Origin of the sequence: Paenibacillus sp. cl141a (assembly GCF_900109305.1) — a bacterium.
Lineage (GTDB): Bacteria > Bacillota > Bacilli > Paenibacillales > Paenibacillaceae > Paenibacillus_AQ > Paenibacillus_AQ lautus_A.
The window spans coordinates 461,654-479,086 of record NZ_FNZO01000001.1; the positions used below are offsets into that span (position 1 = coordinate 461,654).

General features: G+C 50.4%; 15 protein-coding genes. 9 read left to right on the forward strand and 6 right to left on the reverse strand.

The window, feature by feature from the left end; translation table 11 throughout:
* Positions 1–23 precede the first annotated feature (23 nt).
* The 3 genes from BMX45_RS02205 to BMX45_RS02215 all read left to right on the forward strand — a co-directional run bounded on the left by BMX45_RS02205 (position 24) and on the right by BMX45_RS02215 (position 3,124).
* Positions 24–1,028 (forward strand): Gfo/Idh/MocA family protein, encoded by a 1,005-nt coding sequence (locus BMX45_RS02205; RefSeq protein ID WP_090908288.1) that lies wholly within the window; start codon positions 24–26, stop codon positions 1,026–1,028.
* A gap of 188 nt (positions 1,029–1,216) precedes the next feature.
* Complete coding sequence (locus BMX45_RS02210) at positions 1,217–2,482, forward strand: MFS transporter (protein WP_090908289.1); 1,266 nt, start codon at positions 1,217–1,219, stop codon at positions 2,480–2,482.
* 81 nt (positions 2,483–2,563) lie between these two features.
* On the forward strand, positions 2,564–3,124 hold the full coding sequence (locus BMX45_RS02215) for a winged helix-turn-helix domain-containing protein (RefSeq protein WP_090908290.1): 561 nt from the start codon (positions 2,564–2,566) through the stop codon (positions 3,122–3,124).
* A 66-nt stretch (positions 3,125–3,190) separates the two neighbouring features.
* Here BMX45_RS02215 and BMX45_RS02220 read toward each other — a convergent pair whose 3' ends face one another.
* The gene (locus BMX45_RS02220) at positions 3,191–3,754 is read right to left on the reverse strand and encodes a TraR/DksA C4-type zinc finger protein (RefSeq protein WP_090908291.1); all 564 of its coding nucleotides are present in this window, start codon (positions 3,752–3,754) and stop codon (positions 3,191–3,193) included.
* 233 nt (positions 3,755–3,987) lie between these two features.
* Here BMX45_RS02220 and BMX45_RS02225 point away from each other — a divergent pair, with 233 nt between their 5' ends.
* On the forward strand, positions 3,988–4,365 hold the full coding sequence (locus tag BMX45_RS02225) for a DivIVA domain-containing protein (protein ID WP_090908292.1): 378 nt from the start codon (positions 3,988–3,990) through the stop codon (positions 4,363–4,365).
* Positions 4,366–4,432: 67 nt separating this feature from the next.
* Here BMX45_RS02225 and BMX45_RS02230 read toward each other — a convergent pair whose 3' ends face one another.
* Positions 4,433–4,999, reverse strand: coding sequence for a cupin domain-containing protein (locus BMX45_RS02230; protein ID WP_090908293.1), 567 nt, complete (start codon positions 4,997–4,999; stop codon positions 4,433–4,435).
* A gap of 250 nt (positions 5,000–5,249) precedes the next feature.
* On the opposite strand from BMX45_RS02230, the gene BMX45_RS02235 reads away from it, so the two are divergent.
* From BMX45_RS02235 to nagE, 4 genes are all read left to right on the forward strand, one after another.
* Positions 5,250–7,931 carry a CHASE3 domain-containing protein gene (locus BMX45_RS02235; RefSeq protein WP_090908294.1) on the forward strand — a complete coding sequence of 894 codons (2,682 nt, stop codon included), beginning with the start codon at positions 5,250–5,252 and terminating at the stop codon, positions 7,929–7,931.
* A 279-nt stretch (positions 7,932–8,210) separates the two neighbouring features.
* Complete coding sequence (locus BMX45_RS02240) at positions 8,211–9,098, forward strand: PRD domain-containing protein (protein WP_090908295.1); 888 nt, start codon at positions 8,211–8,213, stop codon at positions 9,096–9,098.
* Position 9,099: 1 nt separating this feature from the next.
* Positions 9,100–9,597: a PTS sugar transporter subunit IIA gene (locus BMX45_RS02245; protein WP_090908296.1), complete on the forward strand. Its 498-nt coding sequence runs from the start codon at positions 9,100–9,102 to the stop codon at positions 9,595–9,597.
* A 355-nt stretch (positions 9,598–9,952) separates the two neighbouring features.
* The gene (gene nagE / locus BMX45_RS02250; protein WP_090908297.1) at positions 9,953–11,422 is read left to right on the forward strand and encodes an N-acetylglucosamine-specific PTS transporter subunit IIBC; all 1,470 of its coding nucleotides are present in this window, start codon (positions 9,953–9,955) and stop codon (positions 11,420–11,422) included.
* Between the two features lie 77 nt (positions 11,423–11,499).
* On the opposite strand, the gene BMX45_RS02255 is transcribed toward nagE, so the two are convergent.
* Genes BMX45_RS02255 through BMX45_RS02265 form a run of 3 tightly spaced genes read right to left on the reverse strand, consistent with a single transcriptional unit; the run spans position 11,500 to position 15,151 of the window.
* Positions 11,500–12,639, reverse strand: a complete 1,140-nt coding sequence (locus BMX45_RS02255; protein WP_090908298.1) for a Ger(x)C family spore germination protein — start codon at positions 12,637–12,639, stop codon at positions 11,500–11,502.
* Entirely contained in the window at positions 12,636–14,042 is a 1,407-nt protein-coding gene (locus tag BMX45_RS02260) for a spore germination protein (RefSeq protein WP_090908299.1), read from the reverse strand. The genes BMX45_RS02255 and BMX45_RS02260 overlap by 4 nt, the downstream gene beginning before the upstream one ends.
* Positions 14,039–15,151, reverse strand: a complete 1,113-nt coding sequence (locus tag BMX45_RS02265) for a GerAB/ArcD/ProY family transporter (RefSeq protein ID WP_090908300.1) — start codon at positions 15,149–15,151, stop codon at positions 14,039–14,041. The genes BMX45_RS02260 and BMX45_RS02265 overlap by 4 nt, the downstream gene beginning before the upstream one ends.
* Before the next feature lie 226 nt (positions 15,152–15,377).
* Between BMX45_RS02265 and BMX45_RS02270 the strand changes: the two genes are divergently transcribed.
* On the forward strand, positions 15,378–16,766 hold the full coding sequence (locus tag BMX45_RS02270) for an amino acid permease (RefSeq protein ID WP_090908301.1): 1,389 nt from the start codon (positions 15,378–15,380) through the stop codon (positions 16,764–16,766).
* Here the strand turns inward: BMX45_RS02270 and BMX45_RS02275 are convergent.
* Complete coding sequence (locus BMX45_RS02275; protein ID WP_090908302.1) at positions 16,763–17,398, reverse strand: LysE family transporter; 636 nt, start codon at positions 17,396–17,398, stop codon at positions 16,763–16,765. The genes BMX45_RS02270 and BMX45_RS02275 overlap by 4 nt on opposite strands.
* Positions 17,399–17,433: the final 35 nt, after the last annotated feature.

Genomic DNA, 17,433 nt, shown 5'->3' on the forward strand with positions numbered 1-17,433 from the left:
GCAGCCAAAGGAGGAATGGCCTCGTGAGCAAGAAACTGCGCTTTGGGATTATGAGTACCGCCCGTATAGCAAGAAATTCAATGATACCCGGCATATTGAAATCGGAACGCTGTGAGGTTGGGGCCGTCGCTAGCCGCAATGCCGAAAAAGCCAGGGAACTCGCGGAACGATACCATATTAAAACATACTATGGTTCTTACGATGAGCTTCTGGCGGATCCCGACATTGATGCGGTGTATATTCCGTTGCCGAATCACCTGCATAAACCTTGGACCATCAAAGCCGCTGAGGCCGGAAAGCATGTCCTGTGCGAGAAACCGGCGGCCCTGACGGAAACGGATGTCCGTGAGATGGCTGAGGCAGCCAAAGCACACAACGTGCTGTTCGCCGAAGCCTTCATGTACCGCTACCATCCGAAGCACGCACGCGTCCGCGAAATCATCGAAAGCGGCGAAATCGGCCAGCTTCGCGGAATACACGGGTCGTTCACCTTCAACAATGCGGAGGATAAAAGCAATGTCCGCTACAGCAAGGACATGGGCGGAGGTTCGATCTACGACGTGGGCTGTTATCCCATCTCGGCGGCGAGAATGATATACGGGCAGGAGCCTAAAGCCGTGACGGCCCACGCTTTTTTCTCGGAGGAGCATGACGGCGTGGACATGATGGTCCATGGAATGATGGAATTTGGCAATGGACTGGGCCTGACATTCGACTGTGGCATGTGGACCTACTCCAGATGCTCGTTAGAGATTGCGGGAACCGACGGCAGGATTGAGCTGCCCTCCGCCTTCGGCTGGGAGAGAATGGAGGATATGGCCCAGATATTCGTTCATACGGCCAAGGGAACCCGCGAGGAGAAAGTGGGGATTTACAACCATTTTGCCTTGCAAGCGGATGCCATGGCTGCTGCCGTGATGGACGGCGCGCCATTGCCTTACGGGCCGGAAGATGCCATCAGCAATATCAGAGCCATCGAAGCATGCCTTCAAGCTGCGAGATCATCCTCGCGGGTGGAAATTAAATAATGCTGCGCTATCAAATATAAACGTTAGACCATAAATCGCCAACATGGCGATTTATTTTTTTTGCCTATTGCATTCCTCTTCAAAATCATTAAAATAAACTTAACGTTAAAAAATATTTAACGTAATTATAATTTTAATGAACAATAAAATTTAATGAGACCATTTCATAACGAAGAGGAGAAAGAAACATGCAAAATGCCGCCGTTTTGGAAAAACAAGGATTTGGCCAATTGTTGAAAATCCGTCCATACCTGATTTATTTATCTGCTCAAGCGATTACCCGATTAGGGGATTCCTTGGATTCCATCGCTTACAGCTGGATGGTTTATATGCTCACAGGCTCGGAGCTGTTAATGGGAACCTTGTTCGCTTTTAACTTTCTGCCGGGATTGCTTTTCAGTTTGTTTACGGGAACCTTTGTAGACCGCTGGCCTAAGAAAAGAGTCCTCGCATTAACCTACCTCAGCCGCGGCATCGTGGTGTCTCTGACGGCCTTTCTGTATGCGATCGGTTCTCTTCAAGTCTGGCATCTGTTTGTCTTCACGTTCCTGAATTCAACGCTCGAATGTTTCTCGAGACCCGCCGAAACCTCCATCGTTCCTCGGCTGCTCCCCAAGGAGCAGCTGCTCGCGGGTAATTCTTTCTCCACATCCGTTAGCCGCAGCGCCGAATTAATCGGTCTGTCCATTGCCGGAGCCCTGATCGCCTTGATCGGAATCTCGGGAACGATCCTGATCGATGCCGTGACGTTTCTAATCGCCGCGGTTATTATTGCATTCATGCCGAATCCGGAAGCGGCCGAACAGGCCGAATTCTCTGGACCGGTGCCTGAGAAGAACAGAACGGTGCTCGGCGACATCAAAGAGGCGCTTTTGTTTGTGAAGCAGCATTCGCTGCTTCTCATCACGACGGTTCTGGCGATGATCAATAATTTCTGCTTGGCACCGTTGAACGTGTTGCAGCCGGTCTACGTCAAGGAGACGTTGGGTGCCGGAGCGGGAGGTCTGAGCGTAATGGGAACGGCGCTTCTGATCGGTATGGTTTGCAGCGGGCTCTGGATTGGTCGCTACGGCAAGAGTTTCAAAAAGAGCACCTTGATCATGTCAGGATCGATCATGCTCGGGATCGGATATTTTGCATTAGGGATTCCGGGGTATCTCCCGGCGTGGCGCGTGGAGTCCGCGGCGGTCTGCATGTTCGTTGCCGGTTTTGCCGTCTCGATGCTGAATGCCCCGATCTCGACGTATCTGATGGAAGTAACGCCGCGGCATATGCTTGGCAGAATTGGCGCCCTGATGACGGTATTGTGCACGGCTGCTATTCCTGTCGGAAGCTTGATAACGGGAGTTGTGGCAGAGCATCATTCCCCTCCGGTGCTCTTCTCGATGATGGGATTCGTCATGCTGGTGCCCGTGCTGTTCCTGTTTCGAAAGAAGAGTTTCCGTGCCATCTGAACCCATCGCCATTTTGTAATTTCGACATTCTCGGCCTATAATGAAAAGGTGAAAAATTAACGTGAAGCTGAGGTGTACGGTGTGGAAACGAAGGAATTGACTACACTGGAAGAGATCAAAATATATTCAGATCCATATCGGCTCCAGATTTTGAATGTATTAAACAAGATGGATCGTCCGGCAACCGTAAAGGAGGTTGCGGATAAGATCGGGGATGTGCCTGCGAAGGTTCATTATCATATGAAGAAGCTGGAGCGGATCGGCCTGGTCAAGATCGTATCCACGAAAGAGATCAACGGAATTATCGCTAAATATTACGAGCCTTTTGTCGGTACGGTAAAGATCAAGCGCGGGGCGGATTCCGACGAGCCGGTCATCAAGGAATTGATTCGATCCGAAACGAACAAATTATTATCCGAGCTGTTCGACCAGAATCGAGACCGTTTCTTTAAAAATATGAGCCAGGATGGCGAAGCGACGTCCATGTTGACCAATACCACCTTGTATATGAGCGAAGATGAAGCGCGCGAGTTATTTGTTGAGCTGGATAAAATGCTAACCCCTTATAAAAAGAAGCGCGGGGAAGAGTACGACGAATACGAGTTTTTTGCTTCCAATGTCCGGAACCATAAAAAATCTTGATTACGCAAAAAAAGCTGGTACCCGAGCGTCAGGTACCAGCTTTCCCTTCTAATTTGCCAAATCAATTCATACATTCTTCTTATAATCATCTTGTCCGGGTTTTATGGACATGCCGGGCGATGTGGAAGTTCCGTAATCTTCCACGGCATCCCAAGCGCCGGCGTCATCAAATTTACCGTCGGCTGCTTGGCGGTTGACGCCCGCGCCCGACGGGGGCGGGGTCATGACATCCTCTTCAACCGGACGGTTGTCGTTGATGTCTTTTCGCGGAGTATGCTCGAGGCAATAGGCCGTATAAGGCAAAGCTTCCAGCCGTTCATACGGAATTTCCCGTCCGCATTCGGCGCAGGTTCCGTATTTGCCTTGGTCCATACGCTGCAGGGCAGCATCAATCTGCTCCAATTCAAGCTCGAGCGTCTCCTGAATGGCCAGGTCCCGACCGCGCTCGAAAACTTCGGTGCCTACGTCAGCGGGATGGTTGTCGGCAGCGCTCAGCTCTCCCGTGGAGTCTCGCAGGGAAAGATCCTTGTTGGTGTCTTCCCGGGACTCCAATTGATTTTCCAACCGTTCTTTATCACTGAGCAACCGTTGTCTTAGTTCACTGTATTGTTGTTTTGTCATGCTGGACATAGGAATAGTCGCTCCTCTCTGGGTTATGTGCACTATAGAACTTCTTATAAATTCAATACCCGAAATGGATTGGCAACAATCACATGAAGCATGGGAATGACGGCCTGCCGTTTTTGGAACATTCTCCAAAAAAGCCCCGGAGTGTTTTAATCACGGTGCTTAATATGATATAAACAATGTTAGAGAGAAGGCTAAGAAGAAGGGGCTGCACCAATATTTGGAGGTAAATCGTTATGGATGAACACATGAAACGCCGATTGGATAAACAGAAAAAGCTTTTTCGTCAGCTAGGCATTCAACTGGACGCTTTGTCTATCCATGAAAAGAATTTTTCGAATAAACTGCGGGGTTACGATCAGGAAGAAGTGGATTCCTTTCTGGACGAAGTGATCCAAGATTATGAGCGGTTCTATGCCACCATCTCCGATCTGATGGATAAATGGCAGGAGCAGCAGATCACCATTCGCGATCTGAGGGCTGGCGTTAAGCCAGAAGCTGAGCGTCCGGCACTGAATCCCGAAGAGATCGAAGAGACGGTGGCGAAGCTGGAAGCCGACTTGCGGCTGCTGAAGAAGCAGATCCGCCCTGAACAAAAATTCTATATTGATTAATGCCATACAATGCGAGCGAAATCATTACATAAGAAGTGACCCAGCAACACGAACCACACGTGGCCGATCACCGGCTCCGTGTGGTTTTGTTGTTAGGTTGCCCGGTTTTGAGCCATGGCGGCCCCGGCAGGGGCTTCTCCGGAGTCTCGCTCTCGATCCTGTTTTGCAGCGGGACGGGCGTAAGGAGAGTATTCGAGTAAAGCCGTTTGTTCGGGTCGTTACCTTCAAAGGCAACTTCTTTGTATAGCGAATAAGGCCATAACGGTGCAAGATCGATTTGGTGCGGATCCCCGGTCCGATAGATCAAGAGAAGGATTGTTCCGGGGGATAGCGATGTAATCCAGTGACACCAACCGATCGGGGCATGTACCACCTGACCGGTCACGGCTTGAAACACGAGATTCCGGTGACTTCCCGGATCCACCAGGGAATAACTGATGTCTCCCTGAATGATGTAACACAATTCATCGGTATCCGGATGGCCGTGAGGCGGGAGGCCCTCACCGCGGTCGAGATGGATTTCCGACATGAACATGCCCTGCAGAAGGGGCAGCTCCAGGGACGACACGTTCGCTGCTCCACGACCGGCAGTACGTTCAGCCTGTTTCCTGGAATGATATACATGCCTTGTCACCGCAGTGTCTCCGCAAACGCTGTTACGTTCCTCATATGAGCGGTCCTCCTTTTTTTGGCTGGATACTATTAATAGTATACAAGCACGTCCCCTAACAATATATGCCCAAACGTTTATAAATCTGACTGCCTACGACTAAAGAATCATTGAATGACATGAAAACTGGTTTTGCTTGTAAACCATTTTCATAACAATTACTATGAGAATATGAGCAGACTTATACTGATCGATAATAAGGGAGGTTAGCCGTATGTCTAACAACCTGAAATTCAACATCCGCAGCAAGATTGTCATCGGCTATTTATTGATATTAATGTGTCTTGGAGCTTTTCTCTGGATTGTCTCCGACCGTATCGCTTCCCTGCAGCAAGAAGCGGATTTTATAGAGAAACATGATATCGAAGTACATAATCTCACGCATGAAATCGAGAAGAATATGCTGGAGATGGAAACCGGCCAGAGAGGGTACGTCATTACGGGCGATGAAACCTACCTGGAGCCGTTCAACCAAGCGCTGTCGTCCTGGCAGATCAATTATAACAAGCTGTACAAGCTTGTGAGCGATAACTCGGAGCAAGCCAATCATCTGGAAAATATTAAGGAGAATATCAAGGAGTGGATTACCAACGCCGGACAGCCTGCGGTTCAACTCATGCAGCTGGGACAGGATGAAGAGGCCCTTCATTTCTTTATTAACGATCCCGGAAAGCAGGCGATGAATTCCATTCATGAGCTGTTCCTCTCCTTTCGAAGCAAGGAACGTGAACTGACAACCAGCAGAATCGAGGAAATGAAGGAGAGCAATGCCCGTTTATTGTACACGATGTATCTGTTATGGGCCGGGGCGGCACTGATCACCATATGTGCGGCTTGGGTCATATCGAAAAGCATTGTAAAGCCGATCAACCAAGTAACCAACATCATCTCCGACATCGTCAAGGGAGGAAACCTCTCCCAGCGTATCCATGTGCATTCCAATGACGAGGTCCGTCAGCTGGCCGATACAACCAACGAATTGCTCGCACAGGTCGGCAGGCAGAACTGGGCCAAGGACCATGTTTCGGTCATGTCGACGATTCTTCAATCGTCCGATCGCGTGGAGACGGCCGTGCAGTTCTTCATACATAAGCTGGCTTTGATCATGAAGCTTCCGTACGGGGCGGTGTTTATTACCCGGTCAGGATCGGAACTGGTTAAGGCTGCTGCATTTGCCGACCCGGACGGCGAGCCTTGGAACAAAGTCAGGGATCGCTTCCTGCCGGGCGAAGGTTTGGTGGGGCAGTGCATGCTGGAGCAGCGTATGATCATACTGGATGATATACCGCCCAACTATGTGCGGATCGAATCGGGACTCGGCGATGCTGAGCCTTCCACGCTGCTGCTGGCGCCCGTGATGTTTGAGGGACAAGTTCTCGGCGTGATCGAATTGGCCAAGTTCAAACCCTTCGACGATCTGGAGATTCAGCTGATCGAACAGTTGAATTTCCAGCTGGGAGTGACTTTGAATTCGATTCAAAGCAAAATGGAAATCCAGCAGCTGTATCATGAATCACAAACGCTGAATGAGGAACTGCAGAGCCAGACCGAAGAGCTGCAAGCGCAGACCGAGGAGCTTCAAACGCACTCCGTGGAAATGCATCTGCTGAATGAACGGTTGGGAGCCCAAAAGGAAGCGGCTTTAATCGCAGCCGGCGAATTGGAAAAATACGCGAAGGAGTTGGAGAAGAGTTCCAAATATAAATCGCAGTTCCTGGCCAATATGTCCCATGAGCTGCGGACGCCGCTGAACAGCATGCTCATCCTCTCCCAGATTTTGGCGGAGAACAAACAGGGGAATCTGACGGAGGAAGAACAACATTACGCTACCGTCATTCATAATTCAGGCAGTGAATTGTTGAATTTGATCAATGATATCCTGGATCTGTCCAAGGTCGAGGCAGGTAAGATGCAGATCGAAATGGACTTGGTGAACTTGACGGAATTGCCGGAGCTGATGGAAGGATACTTCTCCAAAAGCGCGGAATCCAAAAATCTGGAATTTGATATCGAGATGGCGGATGACCTGCCCGACATGATGTACAGCGATGGGATGCGCCTCCATCAAATTCTGCGCAACCTGCTCTCCAATGCGATTAAGTTTACGGAGAGCGGCAGCGTGAAACTGCGGGTAAAGAAAATGAATTCGATTGTTACTTCGGATTTCATTATCAGCGGCGAGGTCATTGCTTTTTCCGTTGAGGATACCGGCATCGGGATTGCGGCAGAGCATCTACAGCCGATCTTCGAAGCATTCCAGCAAGGCGAAGAAACCACCGCCAGAAAATTCGGAGGCACGGGTCTCGGTTTATCCATATCGCTGCATTTGGCCAAACTGCTTGGTGGGTATATAACCGTGGAGAGCGAAGTAGGAATCGGCAGCACCTTTATATTATATTTGCCGCTCGTTACGGAGGGCGGTGCAGTCGACAGCCTGTTTATGCTGCCCGAAGTGGCTGCCACGGCAAGCGACAACAACTTGAGCGATATCCGGATGGAAGAGTACGAACAGGAGGAGCTTAGCCGGTTGGAGAACAAAACCGTATTGATCGTCGACGATGATATACGGAATGTGTACGCATTGACCAATGCGCTGGAGAAACTCCAGTTGACCGTGCACACAGCCCAGAACGGCTTCGAGTGCTTGGAGCTGTTAAGCAAACATCCCTCCATCGATGCGGTATTGCTGGATACGGTCATGCCTGAAATGGACGGCGTCGAAACGATGAAGCGGATTCGGGAGAACCCGGAGTGGAGCGATCTGCCTCTGATTGTCATGAGCTCGAATGCGATGAGGGATTCGGATCAATTCCTTGGAGAAGGTGCGAACGGCTACCTTCACAAGCCGCTACAAATCCGCGAGGTCATCCTTACCCTTCAGACATGGATAGGGTAATAAGCGAGCAAGTCAAAATCGGGATATGACGGCGCTAATGTGCTGTTCCTTGCAAGGGCATGTCGTAAGTTGACGAATGCAGGCGGGTTGTTTTATGATGGAAACATAGTAGAAACATAAAACGGCGTGTTACCTGAAACAGGGCATGAGCCAAGAAGAGACATCTTTTTAAAGGGGGTCTTTTCTTGGCTTTTTCAATGTTCATGCGGTGGGAGTATTTCTCCGCATATGAATCCTATGACTGAACACTGTTTAAACTTAAAGGAAAGGGGGAAGTTAATGAGCGGGATCGAGTTGTTTACAGTCGTTCGTGTTATTGGTAACAATGTCGTGATGGTTACTGGCGGCAAAAAAGAATCAGAATACGTCATCTTAGGCAAAGGCATTGGCTTCGGCGCAAAAATTGGCGGCACGATCGCTTCGGACGATAAGCGGATTGAAAAGCTGTTCAGGCTGGAGGATCGGGAGCAGTGGAGCCAAGCTCACCATCTGCTGGAAGAATTTGATCCGCAGGTGATGGAGATTACGGATCAAATACTGAATCTCATCGGACAGGAATTTCCGGGCACATTAAATGACAAGGTATACCTGGCGCTTCCAAGCCATATCCAGTTTACGATCTACAGAATCCGCAAAGGCATGGATATTATTAATCCTTTCCTTGAAGAAACCCGGATCAGCTTCCCAAAAGAATATGATATCGCAGCCAAGGCAGCGGAATTGATCGGCAAGACCTTCGATATAGAGGTTCCCGAGGATGAGATTGGCTTCTTGACCTACCATGTGTATTCGGCCGTCAGTCATGTACCCGTTGGCCATCTGGTCAAGGCATCGAACGTGGTGGGGAGCCTGGTGAAATATATTGAAGAGGAGCGGCAGGTCGCCTTTGACCGGGGAAGCATGGATTATGTTCGTCTGCTCATGCATTTAAGATTCTCGGTAGACCGCATGCTGAATCAGGAAATCCATGTCGACAATCCGTTTGCGGAACAAATCCGCTCCAAGTTCACGCAGGAATACGGTTTGGCAACACGTCTCGCAGGCATGATGGAGAAAGAACTCGGCAAGAAAGTGCCCGAAGCGGAGGTCTGCTTTCTAGCTATGCATTTATACCGGCTCTTCACAGGCCGACTACAACAAAAGAATCAACCCAGGGAGGAATCTTAACATGTTTGATCGTTGGAAAAAGAAAAAAACAGCTACAGTCATTCAACTCACAGCTCCATTGACGGGTAAAGCCGTGCCTTTGTCCCAAGTGCCCGATGAGGCATTTGCTGCCGGACATATGGGCCAAGGCATTGCCATCGAGCCTGCCGAAGGCAAATTAATCGCGCCATTTGACGGGACCGTTGCGCATGTCATCAAGTCCAAGCATGCCGTCATGCTGGAGGATCCCGCAACCGGCCTGCAATATTTGTTCCATATCGGGATTAACACAGTCGGTTTGAAGGGGGAAGGCTTCACAAGCCATGTTCAAGCCGGTGATCAGGTGAAGTCGGGTCAGACGCTCATCGAATTCGACATGGCTGCGATCCAGGCCGCCGGTTATCCGACGATTACGCCGATTATCGTAACCAATGCGGATGAAGTGGCTTCCAAGGTGGACGGTCAGACCGGTGATGTCGTGTCCGGCCAAAGTCCTGTTATGACCATCGAATTGAAATAATTCCATTCGATAGGGAATTAAATATTCGTTGTTGACAAAACAGGAAGACGTGAATTAAGATAACAACATCAAATGAATACGTTTTAAGGCGTGTTACCATAAACATGGGCATGAGCCAAGAAGTAACGGACTATTTAATGCATAGTCGCCGTTCTTCTTGGCTTTTTTTGTTGACCCTAGAATGATAATGGCATCCATGCCGCCTTAAAATGATGAATACAAATGCTCGCAAGGAGGAGGATTTTCTGAGGTTTTTCTTTTCCGGGGTGAATGAAAAAAAATGGTTATTATAACGACGCATTATGTAAACGGTTTCAGCAGAAGCTAAATTATTGAAGTTGAAAGGATGATTGACATGCTGGCTAAATTGCAAAAGCTGGGTAAGTCCCTTATGCTGCCGGTGGCCACGTTGCCTGCGGCAGGTATCTTGCAGGGGCTTGGATTGATCGACTATCAAAAAGACATACCCTTGGGAGCTCTTGGAGCTTTTCTGAATCAATATGTAACTCCGTTCATGACTTCCGGCGCCCTTGCCATTCTGGATAATCTGCCGATTATTTTTGCGATCGGCGTTGCGATCGGATTCGCCGGGGATGCCGTTGCGGGTCTTTCCGCCCTTATCGGGTACATGGTGCTTACAAGAGTACTGGCGCAAGTGCCGCTGCAAATGCCGTTTATACCGGATGACGTGAAGCTGAATATGGGCGTTCTTGGCGGTTTCTTTGTCGGTCTGTGGTCCGCCTACCTGTATAATAAATTCCACAACATTAAGATGCCGGATTGGTTGGGCTTCTTTGCGGGTAAACGCTTCGTTCCGATCATCACGGCAGCCTCCACGATGGTGCTGGCAGTGCTGATCGGCATGATATGGAGCCCGATCCAGGATGGCATTTCCGCCTTCGGCAACTGGGTTGTCGGTCTGGGAGGCATCGGTTCGTTCATCTTCGGTACGGCTAACCGCTTGCTGATCCCTCTGGGTCTGCATCACGTATTAAACTCCATCGCCTGGTTCCAGATCGGCGATTACACCAATGCTGCGGGCGAAGTCGTTCACGGCGACCTGTGGCGTTTCTTTGCGGGAGACCCGACGGCCGGTATGTTCATGTCCGGTTTCTTCCCGATCATGATGTTTGCGATGCCGGCTGCGGCGCTGGCCTTTATGCATACCGCCAAGCCGTCCAAACGCAAGCTCGTCGGCTCCATCTTTATCGGTTCGGCAGTGGCGTCGTTCCTGACGGGGATCACCGAACCGCTTGAATTCGCGTTCATGTTCATTGCTCCGGTACTGTATGTGGTGCATGCGATTTTGACAGGTCTTTCCGGGTTGATCATGTATGCACTGGATGTGCATTTGGGCTTCTCGTTCTCGGCGGGCCTGATCGATTACCTGGTGAATCTGAAGCTGTCTACCAATGCTTGGCTGCTCCTGCCGGTCGGCTTGGCTTTCGGAGTCGTTTACTATCTGCTGTTCAGAATCCTCATTGTCAAGCTGAACTTGAAAACACCTGGACGCGAGGAGGATGACGACGTGGATACGGTTTCTAACGAGGGCGATACAGCTGCCCCGGCTCCATCCGGCGCGGCATCCAATGAGTCCAAGGCGGCCAAGGTTTTGCAAAACATCGGCGGTGCGGATAATATTACAAGCATCGATGCTTGTATCACGCGTCTGCGCCTTGTCGTTAAAGATGAGAAGGCCGTAAAGGACTCGGAGTTGAAAAAATTAGGCGCATCCGGTGTCATGCGTCTGGGTCAAGGCGCGGTTCAGGTCGTATTCGGGCCGCAGGCGGAATCCATTAAAGATGAAATAAAAAAGATGATGTAAAGGCGGCAGAAACTGCTACTTACGAGAGAAACCCTGTGCTATCAAGCACAGGGTTTCTCATTATTGCACAGGTTTCATTACCGGTTCAGGCTTTTGCGCTGCCCCCAGTATCGGAGGTTGACATCGACATCAACCTCAAGGGTCGTTTCGTCGTAGATTTCCTTTTTCTGATCCGCTAATTTCTTCCAGAGTTTGGGATCGATTCGGTACAATTGGAGGCACAGCTCATAGGGATCAGCGTGAATCAATGCGGCTTTACGGAAGGTGTTCAGTAATTCTTTTCGCAGGGTATCTTCCGTTAATCGCTTCATTTCCTTAATCCCCACCTGCTTGTATATATTCTGTACCGTCCCAAAGACGTTCAGCTTGATTCGATACGACGCATCGTTTGGCTTCCGGATGACTTCGATGGTAGATTGGGGCTTCTCCAGCCGAATGCTCCCAACGGCTTCACCGTCCGCCTGAACGACGACGGCAGCGTGAGTATTATTCGATGCTAACCAGCGGGTCCCCAGCAGATCGGATCGTGGGAGCCAGCCCATCAATTCCTTGTTCTTGATCAGAAATCCACCGTTCACTTCCAATATCGGATGCTGCTTTAGATTTTCCGACCAGTTCTGCGTCGAAATATGAAGGGAGGGAAGCAGCACGGTGGCGGCTTTTTCCCTGTAGAGACGAATAAAGTTCACGAATTGGATCGGACGTATAAACGAGAATTGGACATAGCTTTCCCTGGGTTCATGAAGCAGTGAATGCAGGGGGGAGAGCTGAAAGAACGGCGATACCGTAAAAAGATCCTCCATCTTATCCTTGGTCCCGTATATCCATTTCGTATACCGGATTTCCTGGGAACGGTTGGTCAAGTCGAACACTTGGGCCAACAGCTTAGGTTTTAATACCGATTCGCTAAGCACCAAAGCCGTCACATGACCCCAAGAGACCCGCTGTTGACTCGACGTGTACAGATCAATGAGGGCTTCAGTCAACGTGGTCCCGGTTCCTCGGCCAACCCAGATAGGCGCTTTCTCCGTCTGTTTGTTCGATTCTTGTTTGGCAATCGTGGCAAAGTCAAGCATCTGCACATAAATGATATATTTCTCGTCCTTGTAATCTACGCCGAGCGCCGTGATGTAGTTGATATCCTGGACTTCATTGTTGTCCCAGCAGCCTGAGAGCAGCAGAGACGTTAGACATACGAGTATCCATACCCGCTTCATAACGCGCCGCCCTTTTTCCGTTTCCCCGGAAATCGCAAGAGATTGCCCAGGACTTTGGATTTGGAGAAGGGCGAGAAGGGGGCAAGGTACGGCTGCCCGAACGGATTATGGTTTGCTGCATATTGAACGATCATGAAGACCGATATGAAGAAACCGAATAAACCGAACACCGAGGACAGGGTAAGGACAAAGAAACGCATGATCGTCTGGCTGACAACAAAATCCTGATTGGAGTGGGTAGACCCCGCCACAAAGGATAGGGCCCCGATGACGGTCATCGTCGGGGAGAAAAAACCGCCCCGAATCGCCGCATCGCCGATAATGATACCGGAAACCACCGTAATGGTTGACGCGATCGGAGAAGGCATCTGCATGCCGGCTTCCCGCAGCAGAGTGAGGAGAAACAGGATGATCAGCATCTCAAACCCGGTCGGGATCGGAAGGCCGAGCCGGGTATTTGCAACCGTTGCCAGCAGCGGAAAAGGGATTTGATCCTGGTGAAAGGCTAATAGCGTTATATAGAAGCCGGGAAGGAAAATGGAAATCAGGAACCCGAACATTCTCAGAATTCTCCAAGGCATCACGAAATAGAACGGCATTTGGGGGTCTTCGGCAGCGAACAGCAGCTGCATGAAGCTCGCAGGTGCAATCAATAGGACGGGGCTCCCCTGCAAAATAATGACCAATCGGCCGCGGGTCAGAGAGTCGTATGCCAGATCCGTCCGCCCCGTGTAGTCAAACATGGGAAGCACGCTGAACCTGTATGGAGTCAGATGCTCCGCAAGCTCGCCGATCCCTACGGGAGGATCCCCGGCGTAATGGTTTAGCTTGTCCACGATGGCTGTGACGGTCTCCGGTATGACCTTGTCCTTTAAATACATGATGCCGACGGTGGTTTTGCTTTTGTCTCCAAGCTTAAAGGAGGAATAGACAAGTCCCGGTGATTTCAGCCTTTTGCGGATAAGTGCTACATTGATATCCAATTCCTCGACAAACCCGTCGCGAGGTCCTTTGACCGAGGTTTCCGTGGCGCTTTCTTCCGGCGTTCGGCCGATGGTTTTGCCGGCGCTGTACGAATACAGCTTATCGTCCTTGGGAAAATACAAGGCAACGTAGCCGGAATAAACAATGTCATCGACGGACTCCAAATCGGCATCGGCGACATCCAGCGTAAGATAATATTCAAGGCTGGTCGGGTCAAGCGGATGCTTTTGCGAAACGGAAGTATTCCATTCCTTGCTGATGACAGGCAAAAAGATCTCGGACAACACTTTCGAATCGCACATCATCGGGCTGTAAACCATAATCGCCCAAGGCTCTTCATCCATTCCCGGGTAGGACGTTATATAGACGTCATCGGAATCGGCATAACGATCGCGCAGCTGCTGTTCGGTCATGTTCATTGCGGCGTATCTCCTTTCGTGGAACTGGCATCCTGCGGCTCCTGCTGATTCGGTTTGCGGATCAGGAAGAATAACAGGAGGCTTAGGATGGTGATATAAACGGCGGATGCGGGCAAGAAATAGTCGGCCATGGCATAATACATTTTCAAATTGCTGATCGGTGAGGCGCACAGTATGATGAGCAGCGTGGTGGCGGCTAATACGCCAACGCTCTGTCTGGACTTGGGAAGAAGGGTTTCGCAGAGCAAAAAAATCGAAATGGAAATGGAGACATAAGCTCCGCTAAGCCACTGGAAGATGGATAAAAAATCGACGTGTTCCACGAATTTGCCCAGCTTCACGAGACGCCATTGCTCATAGGCGGGGTACCGCTGAAGCTTCATTTCTTCTGGACCAAATTCGGCAATGCCGCCGATCGTGGGTCCAAACGTGAGGAAGATGAGAACCAGATGGATGAGCAGGAACGTCAAGAAACCGGGCTTTTTCTGCAGGTGAGGCCGCAGAAATAAGATTAGGATAAATTGGGACAATCCCCCGAACATGATCGGGATTCCGCTGAGCACCGGCATGAAGCCTTCCTCAAGGACAGGCAGCAAGTAGCTGTAGTTTTTTACTTTCAGGTTGGACACGGACACGAATATGCCAAGCAAGACGACGCAAGGCAGCAAGATGCCGGCGGCAACGCCGATGGTTTTGATTCCATGGTTAATGCTGATAAGGCACAGCATCATGAGCACGAAGGCCGTTGCAATGACAGGGGTTTGGACCATATAGGTCGATTTCGTCCAATCGATGACTTCCTTCAAGGTATAGAAGGCAAAAGCGAAAAAATACAAGCCGGACATGCCCATTGCAAGCATGCGAGCCGCTTTGCCGCTGCTCTCGTCCAACGCTTGCTTGATCGAACGGGGGCCGACTTTTTTGATGATTCCGTAAACTAGCAGAACCCAGGGCATAAATAACACGGCTGACACTAGAATGGTGATCCAGGCATCCCGTCCGGACTTCTCCAGAAGCACAGGGATGATCATGACATGATTGGTCAAACCTGCCGTGAGCATCATAATCATAAACGCCTGATTCGTTGGAATACCGCGAGCTAATGACATGTGTGATCCCCCAATTCTGCTTTCTTCCGTTTATACTTCTCGGGGAACAGCCAAAATATGCGAGAGCATCCAGCCCCCGGGCTGCATAATCCGCTTGCTTGTCTTCTCTTCATGGAACTTTAAAGGCATTTTTAGGCTGGGCGGCACGGTACATAAATCACGGAGAATCCCTTCATAATAAGGAAAGTTTTGAACGAATACATCACGACATCCGGAGGACATAACCGTGAACAGAGGAGCGAAGACCGAGGCAGGGAAAGTAAAAGGGAATCTGAAGTGGTGGCAGCTATCGCTGCTGGGAGTTGCATCAACGATCGGCACGGGGTATTTTCTCGGATCCGCACTGGGTATCCGGCTTGGCGGACCGGCTTTTCTTCTTTCTATTATATTGGCGGCGACGGCCACCTACTTCGTGTTTGATGTGCTGGCGCGAATGACGGCAGAGGATCCGCAAAAAGGCTCGTTCCGAACCTACGCCAAAAAAGCCTACGGCCGGTGGGCAGGCTTCTCAACAGGTTGGATGTACTGGTGCTCCGAAGTGTTGATCATGGGAAGCCAGATGACCGCGCTGGCGATTTTCTCCCGCTTTTGGTTTCCTGGCGTTCCGATGTGGATATTCGCATCAGGATATGCCGTACTGGGGCTTTTTGTCATATGGATCGGCACCAAGGGCTTCGACCGCCTGGAGAATGTGTTGGCTGTTATTAAGGTCGCTGCCATCGTCATGTTTCTTGTCATTGCCGCCGCCGCTTGGATGGGATGGTTGAAAGGCGGGACTAAGCCCCATGTTCCGGGCAGCATGAACGCCTTATTTCCGACGGGCGGAAAAGGCGTGTGGTCGTCCTTGATCTTTGCGTTTTATGCTTTCGGCGGAATTGAAGTCATGGGAGTGATGGCCGTCCGCTTGAAGAATCCGAAGGAAGCGCCGAAATCGGGCAAGGTGATGATTCTCCTGCTGTCCATCGTATATGTGCTGTCTATTGGCATGGCCGTCATGATGGTAGCCTGGAATCGCTTCTCCACGACGAAAAGCCCCTTCGTTGTAGCGCTTAACTCGTATCAACTGCCTTTTATCCCCCATCTATTCAATGCGGTCTTAATCATTGCCGGATTCTCGACGATGGTTGCCTCGCTGTATGCCGTAACCACGATGCTGGTCACGTTATCCGAGGATAAGGATGCGCCCAAGCTGTTTTCCAGAACAATGTTTAAGCGCGATACGCCCATCTTCTCCCTTTCCCTAACCGCCGCCGGGTTGATTGTATCCATCGTGCTGTCTCTGCTCATGCCCGGCAAGATTTACGAGTACCTGACAACTGCGGCAGGCCTTATGCTGCTGTATAACTGGTTTTTTATCCTGATATCGGCAGGCCGGCTGATCGAGCTTACGGGATGGGGCAAGGTCAAAAGATACATCGGAATGATACTCATAGCGGCTGCCGTCAGCGGAACCGCCCTGCACCCGACGAGTCGGCCGGGACTCTGGATCAGTCTCGGGTTCATATTGTTAATCGGACTGGTCGTATTATGCATGCGTTCCGTGTGGAAAAAATCCGGTCAGGGCCGCCTGATGGAGAGGGAAAAGCCCAAGCTTAGCCCCAAACCGGCCCGTTAGAATACGAGCGGATAAAGCAATGCCAGAGCCCGAATTCCGAAATAAACGCCAAACACGATTAGCGAGATCCCGGAAAGCACCGAAATGAGAGAAAGCGCCCGCTCGTTTAAATATCGGCGGAATATGCTGCCGAGCGCGGCCATGAACAAATCCCACAGCACGACCCCGGCGATGACGGCAACGCTGTAGAGAAACAGGTTCCCGGACCCTTCGTCCGCAGCCGTTTTGACCAGGATGGATCCGTAGATGCCGAGCCAGAACAGAATCGTCATCGGATTCGAGACGGACATGAGAAACCCGGAGAGCATGCTTTTCCATAACGAATCATCGCTTTTTTCTTGACTGATCGTCACTTTATTGGCGTTCAGGATGCTTTCCAGCCCGGAATAGATAAGGACAAAAGCGCCGAACAGCCAGAGGAATGTCTGCATGAACGGCGTATTCAGAAAATGAACAACGCCGAGATAGACGAGGACCATATACAGGATATCCGCAAGGACCGCACCAATGCCAAACAGCCAAGCATGCCAGAACCCTTTCTTGATCCCCTTATCAAGCTGCGCCGCATTAATCGGACCAACGGGGGCTGATAGGGAAAGGCCAAGGATCATGTAGCTAATTAGAATACTCATCAACTTCCACCTCTCGTCTGGATCATGGATAACAC

What these genes read in the sequence shown, in the direction of transcription:
- BMX45_RS02275 (WP_090908302.1), bottom strand. Translation starts at nt 17,398, where the DNA reads ATGAGTATTCTAATTAGCTACATGATCCTTGGCCTTTCCCTATCAGCC.
- BMX45_RS02245 (WP_090908296.1), top strand. Translation starts at nt 9,100, where the DNA reads ATGTTTGATCGTTGGAAAAAGAAAAAAACAGCTACAGTCATTCAACTC.
- nagE (WP_090908297.1), top strand. Translation starts at nt 9,953, where the DNA reads ATGCTGGCTAAATTGCAAAAGCTGGGTAAGTCCCTTATGCTGCCGGTG.
- BMX45_RS02265 (WP_090908300.1), bottom strand. Translation starts at nt 15,151, where the DNA reads ATGTCATTAGCTCGCGGTATTCCAACGAATCAGGCGTTTATGATTATG.
- BMX45_RS02210 (WP_090908289.1), top strand. Translation starts at nt 1,217, where the DNA reads ATGCAAAATGCCGCCGTTTTGGAAAAACAAGGATTTGGCCAATTGTTG.
- BMX45_RS02260 (WP_090908299.1), bottom strand. Translation starts at nt 14,042, where the DNA reads ATGAACATGACCGAACAGCAGCTGCGCGATCGTTATGCCGATTCCGAT.
- BMX45_RS02235 (WP_090908294.1), top strand. Translation starts at nt 5,250, where the DNA reads ATGTCTAACAACCTGAAATTCAACATCCGCAGCAAGATTGTCATCGGC.
- BMX45_RS02225 (WP_090908292.1), top strand. Translation starts at nt 3,988, where the DNA reads ATGGATGAACACATGAAACGCCGATTGGATAAACAGAAAAAGCTTTTT.
- BMX45_RS02255 (WP_090908298.1), bottom strand. Translation starts at nt 12,639, where the DNA reads ATGAAGCGGGTATGGATACTCGTATGTCTAACGTCTCTGCTGCTCTCA.
- BMX45_RS02220 (WP_090908291.1), bottom strand. Translation starts at nt 3,754, where the DNA reads ATGTCCAGCATGACAAAACAACAATACAGTGAACTAAGACAACGGTTG.
- BMX45_RS02240 (WP_090908295.1), top strand. Translation starts at nt 8,211, where the DNA reads ATGAGCGGGATCGAGTTGTTTACAGTCGTTCGTGTTATTGGTAACAAT.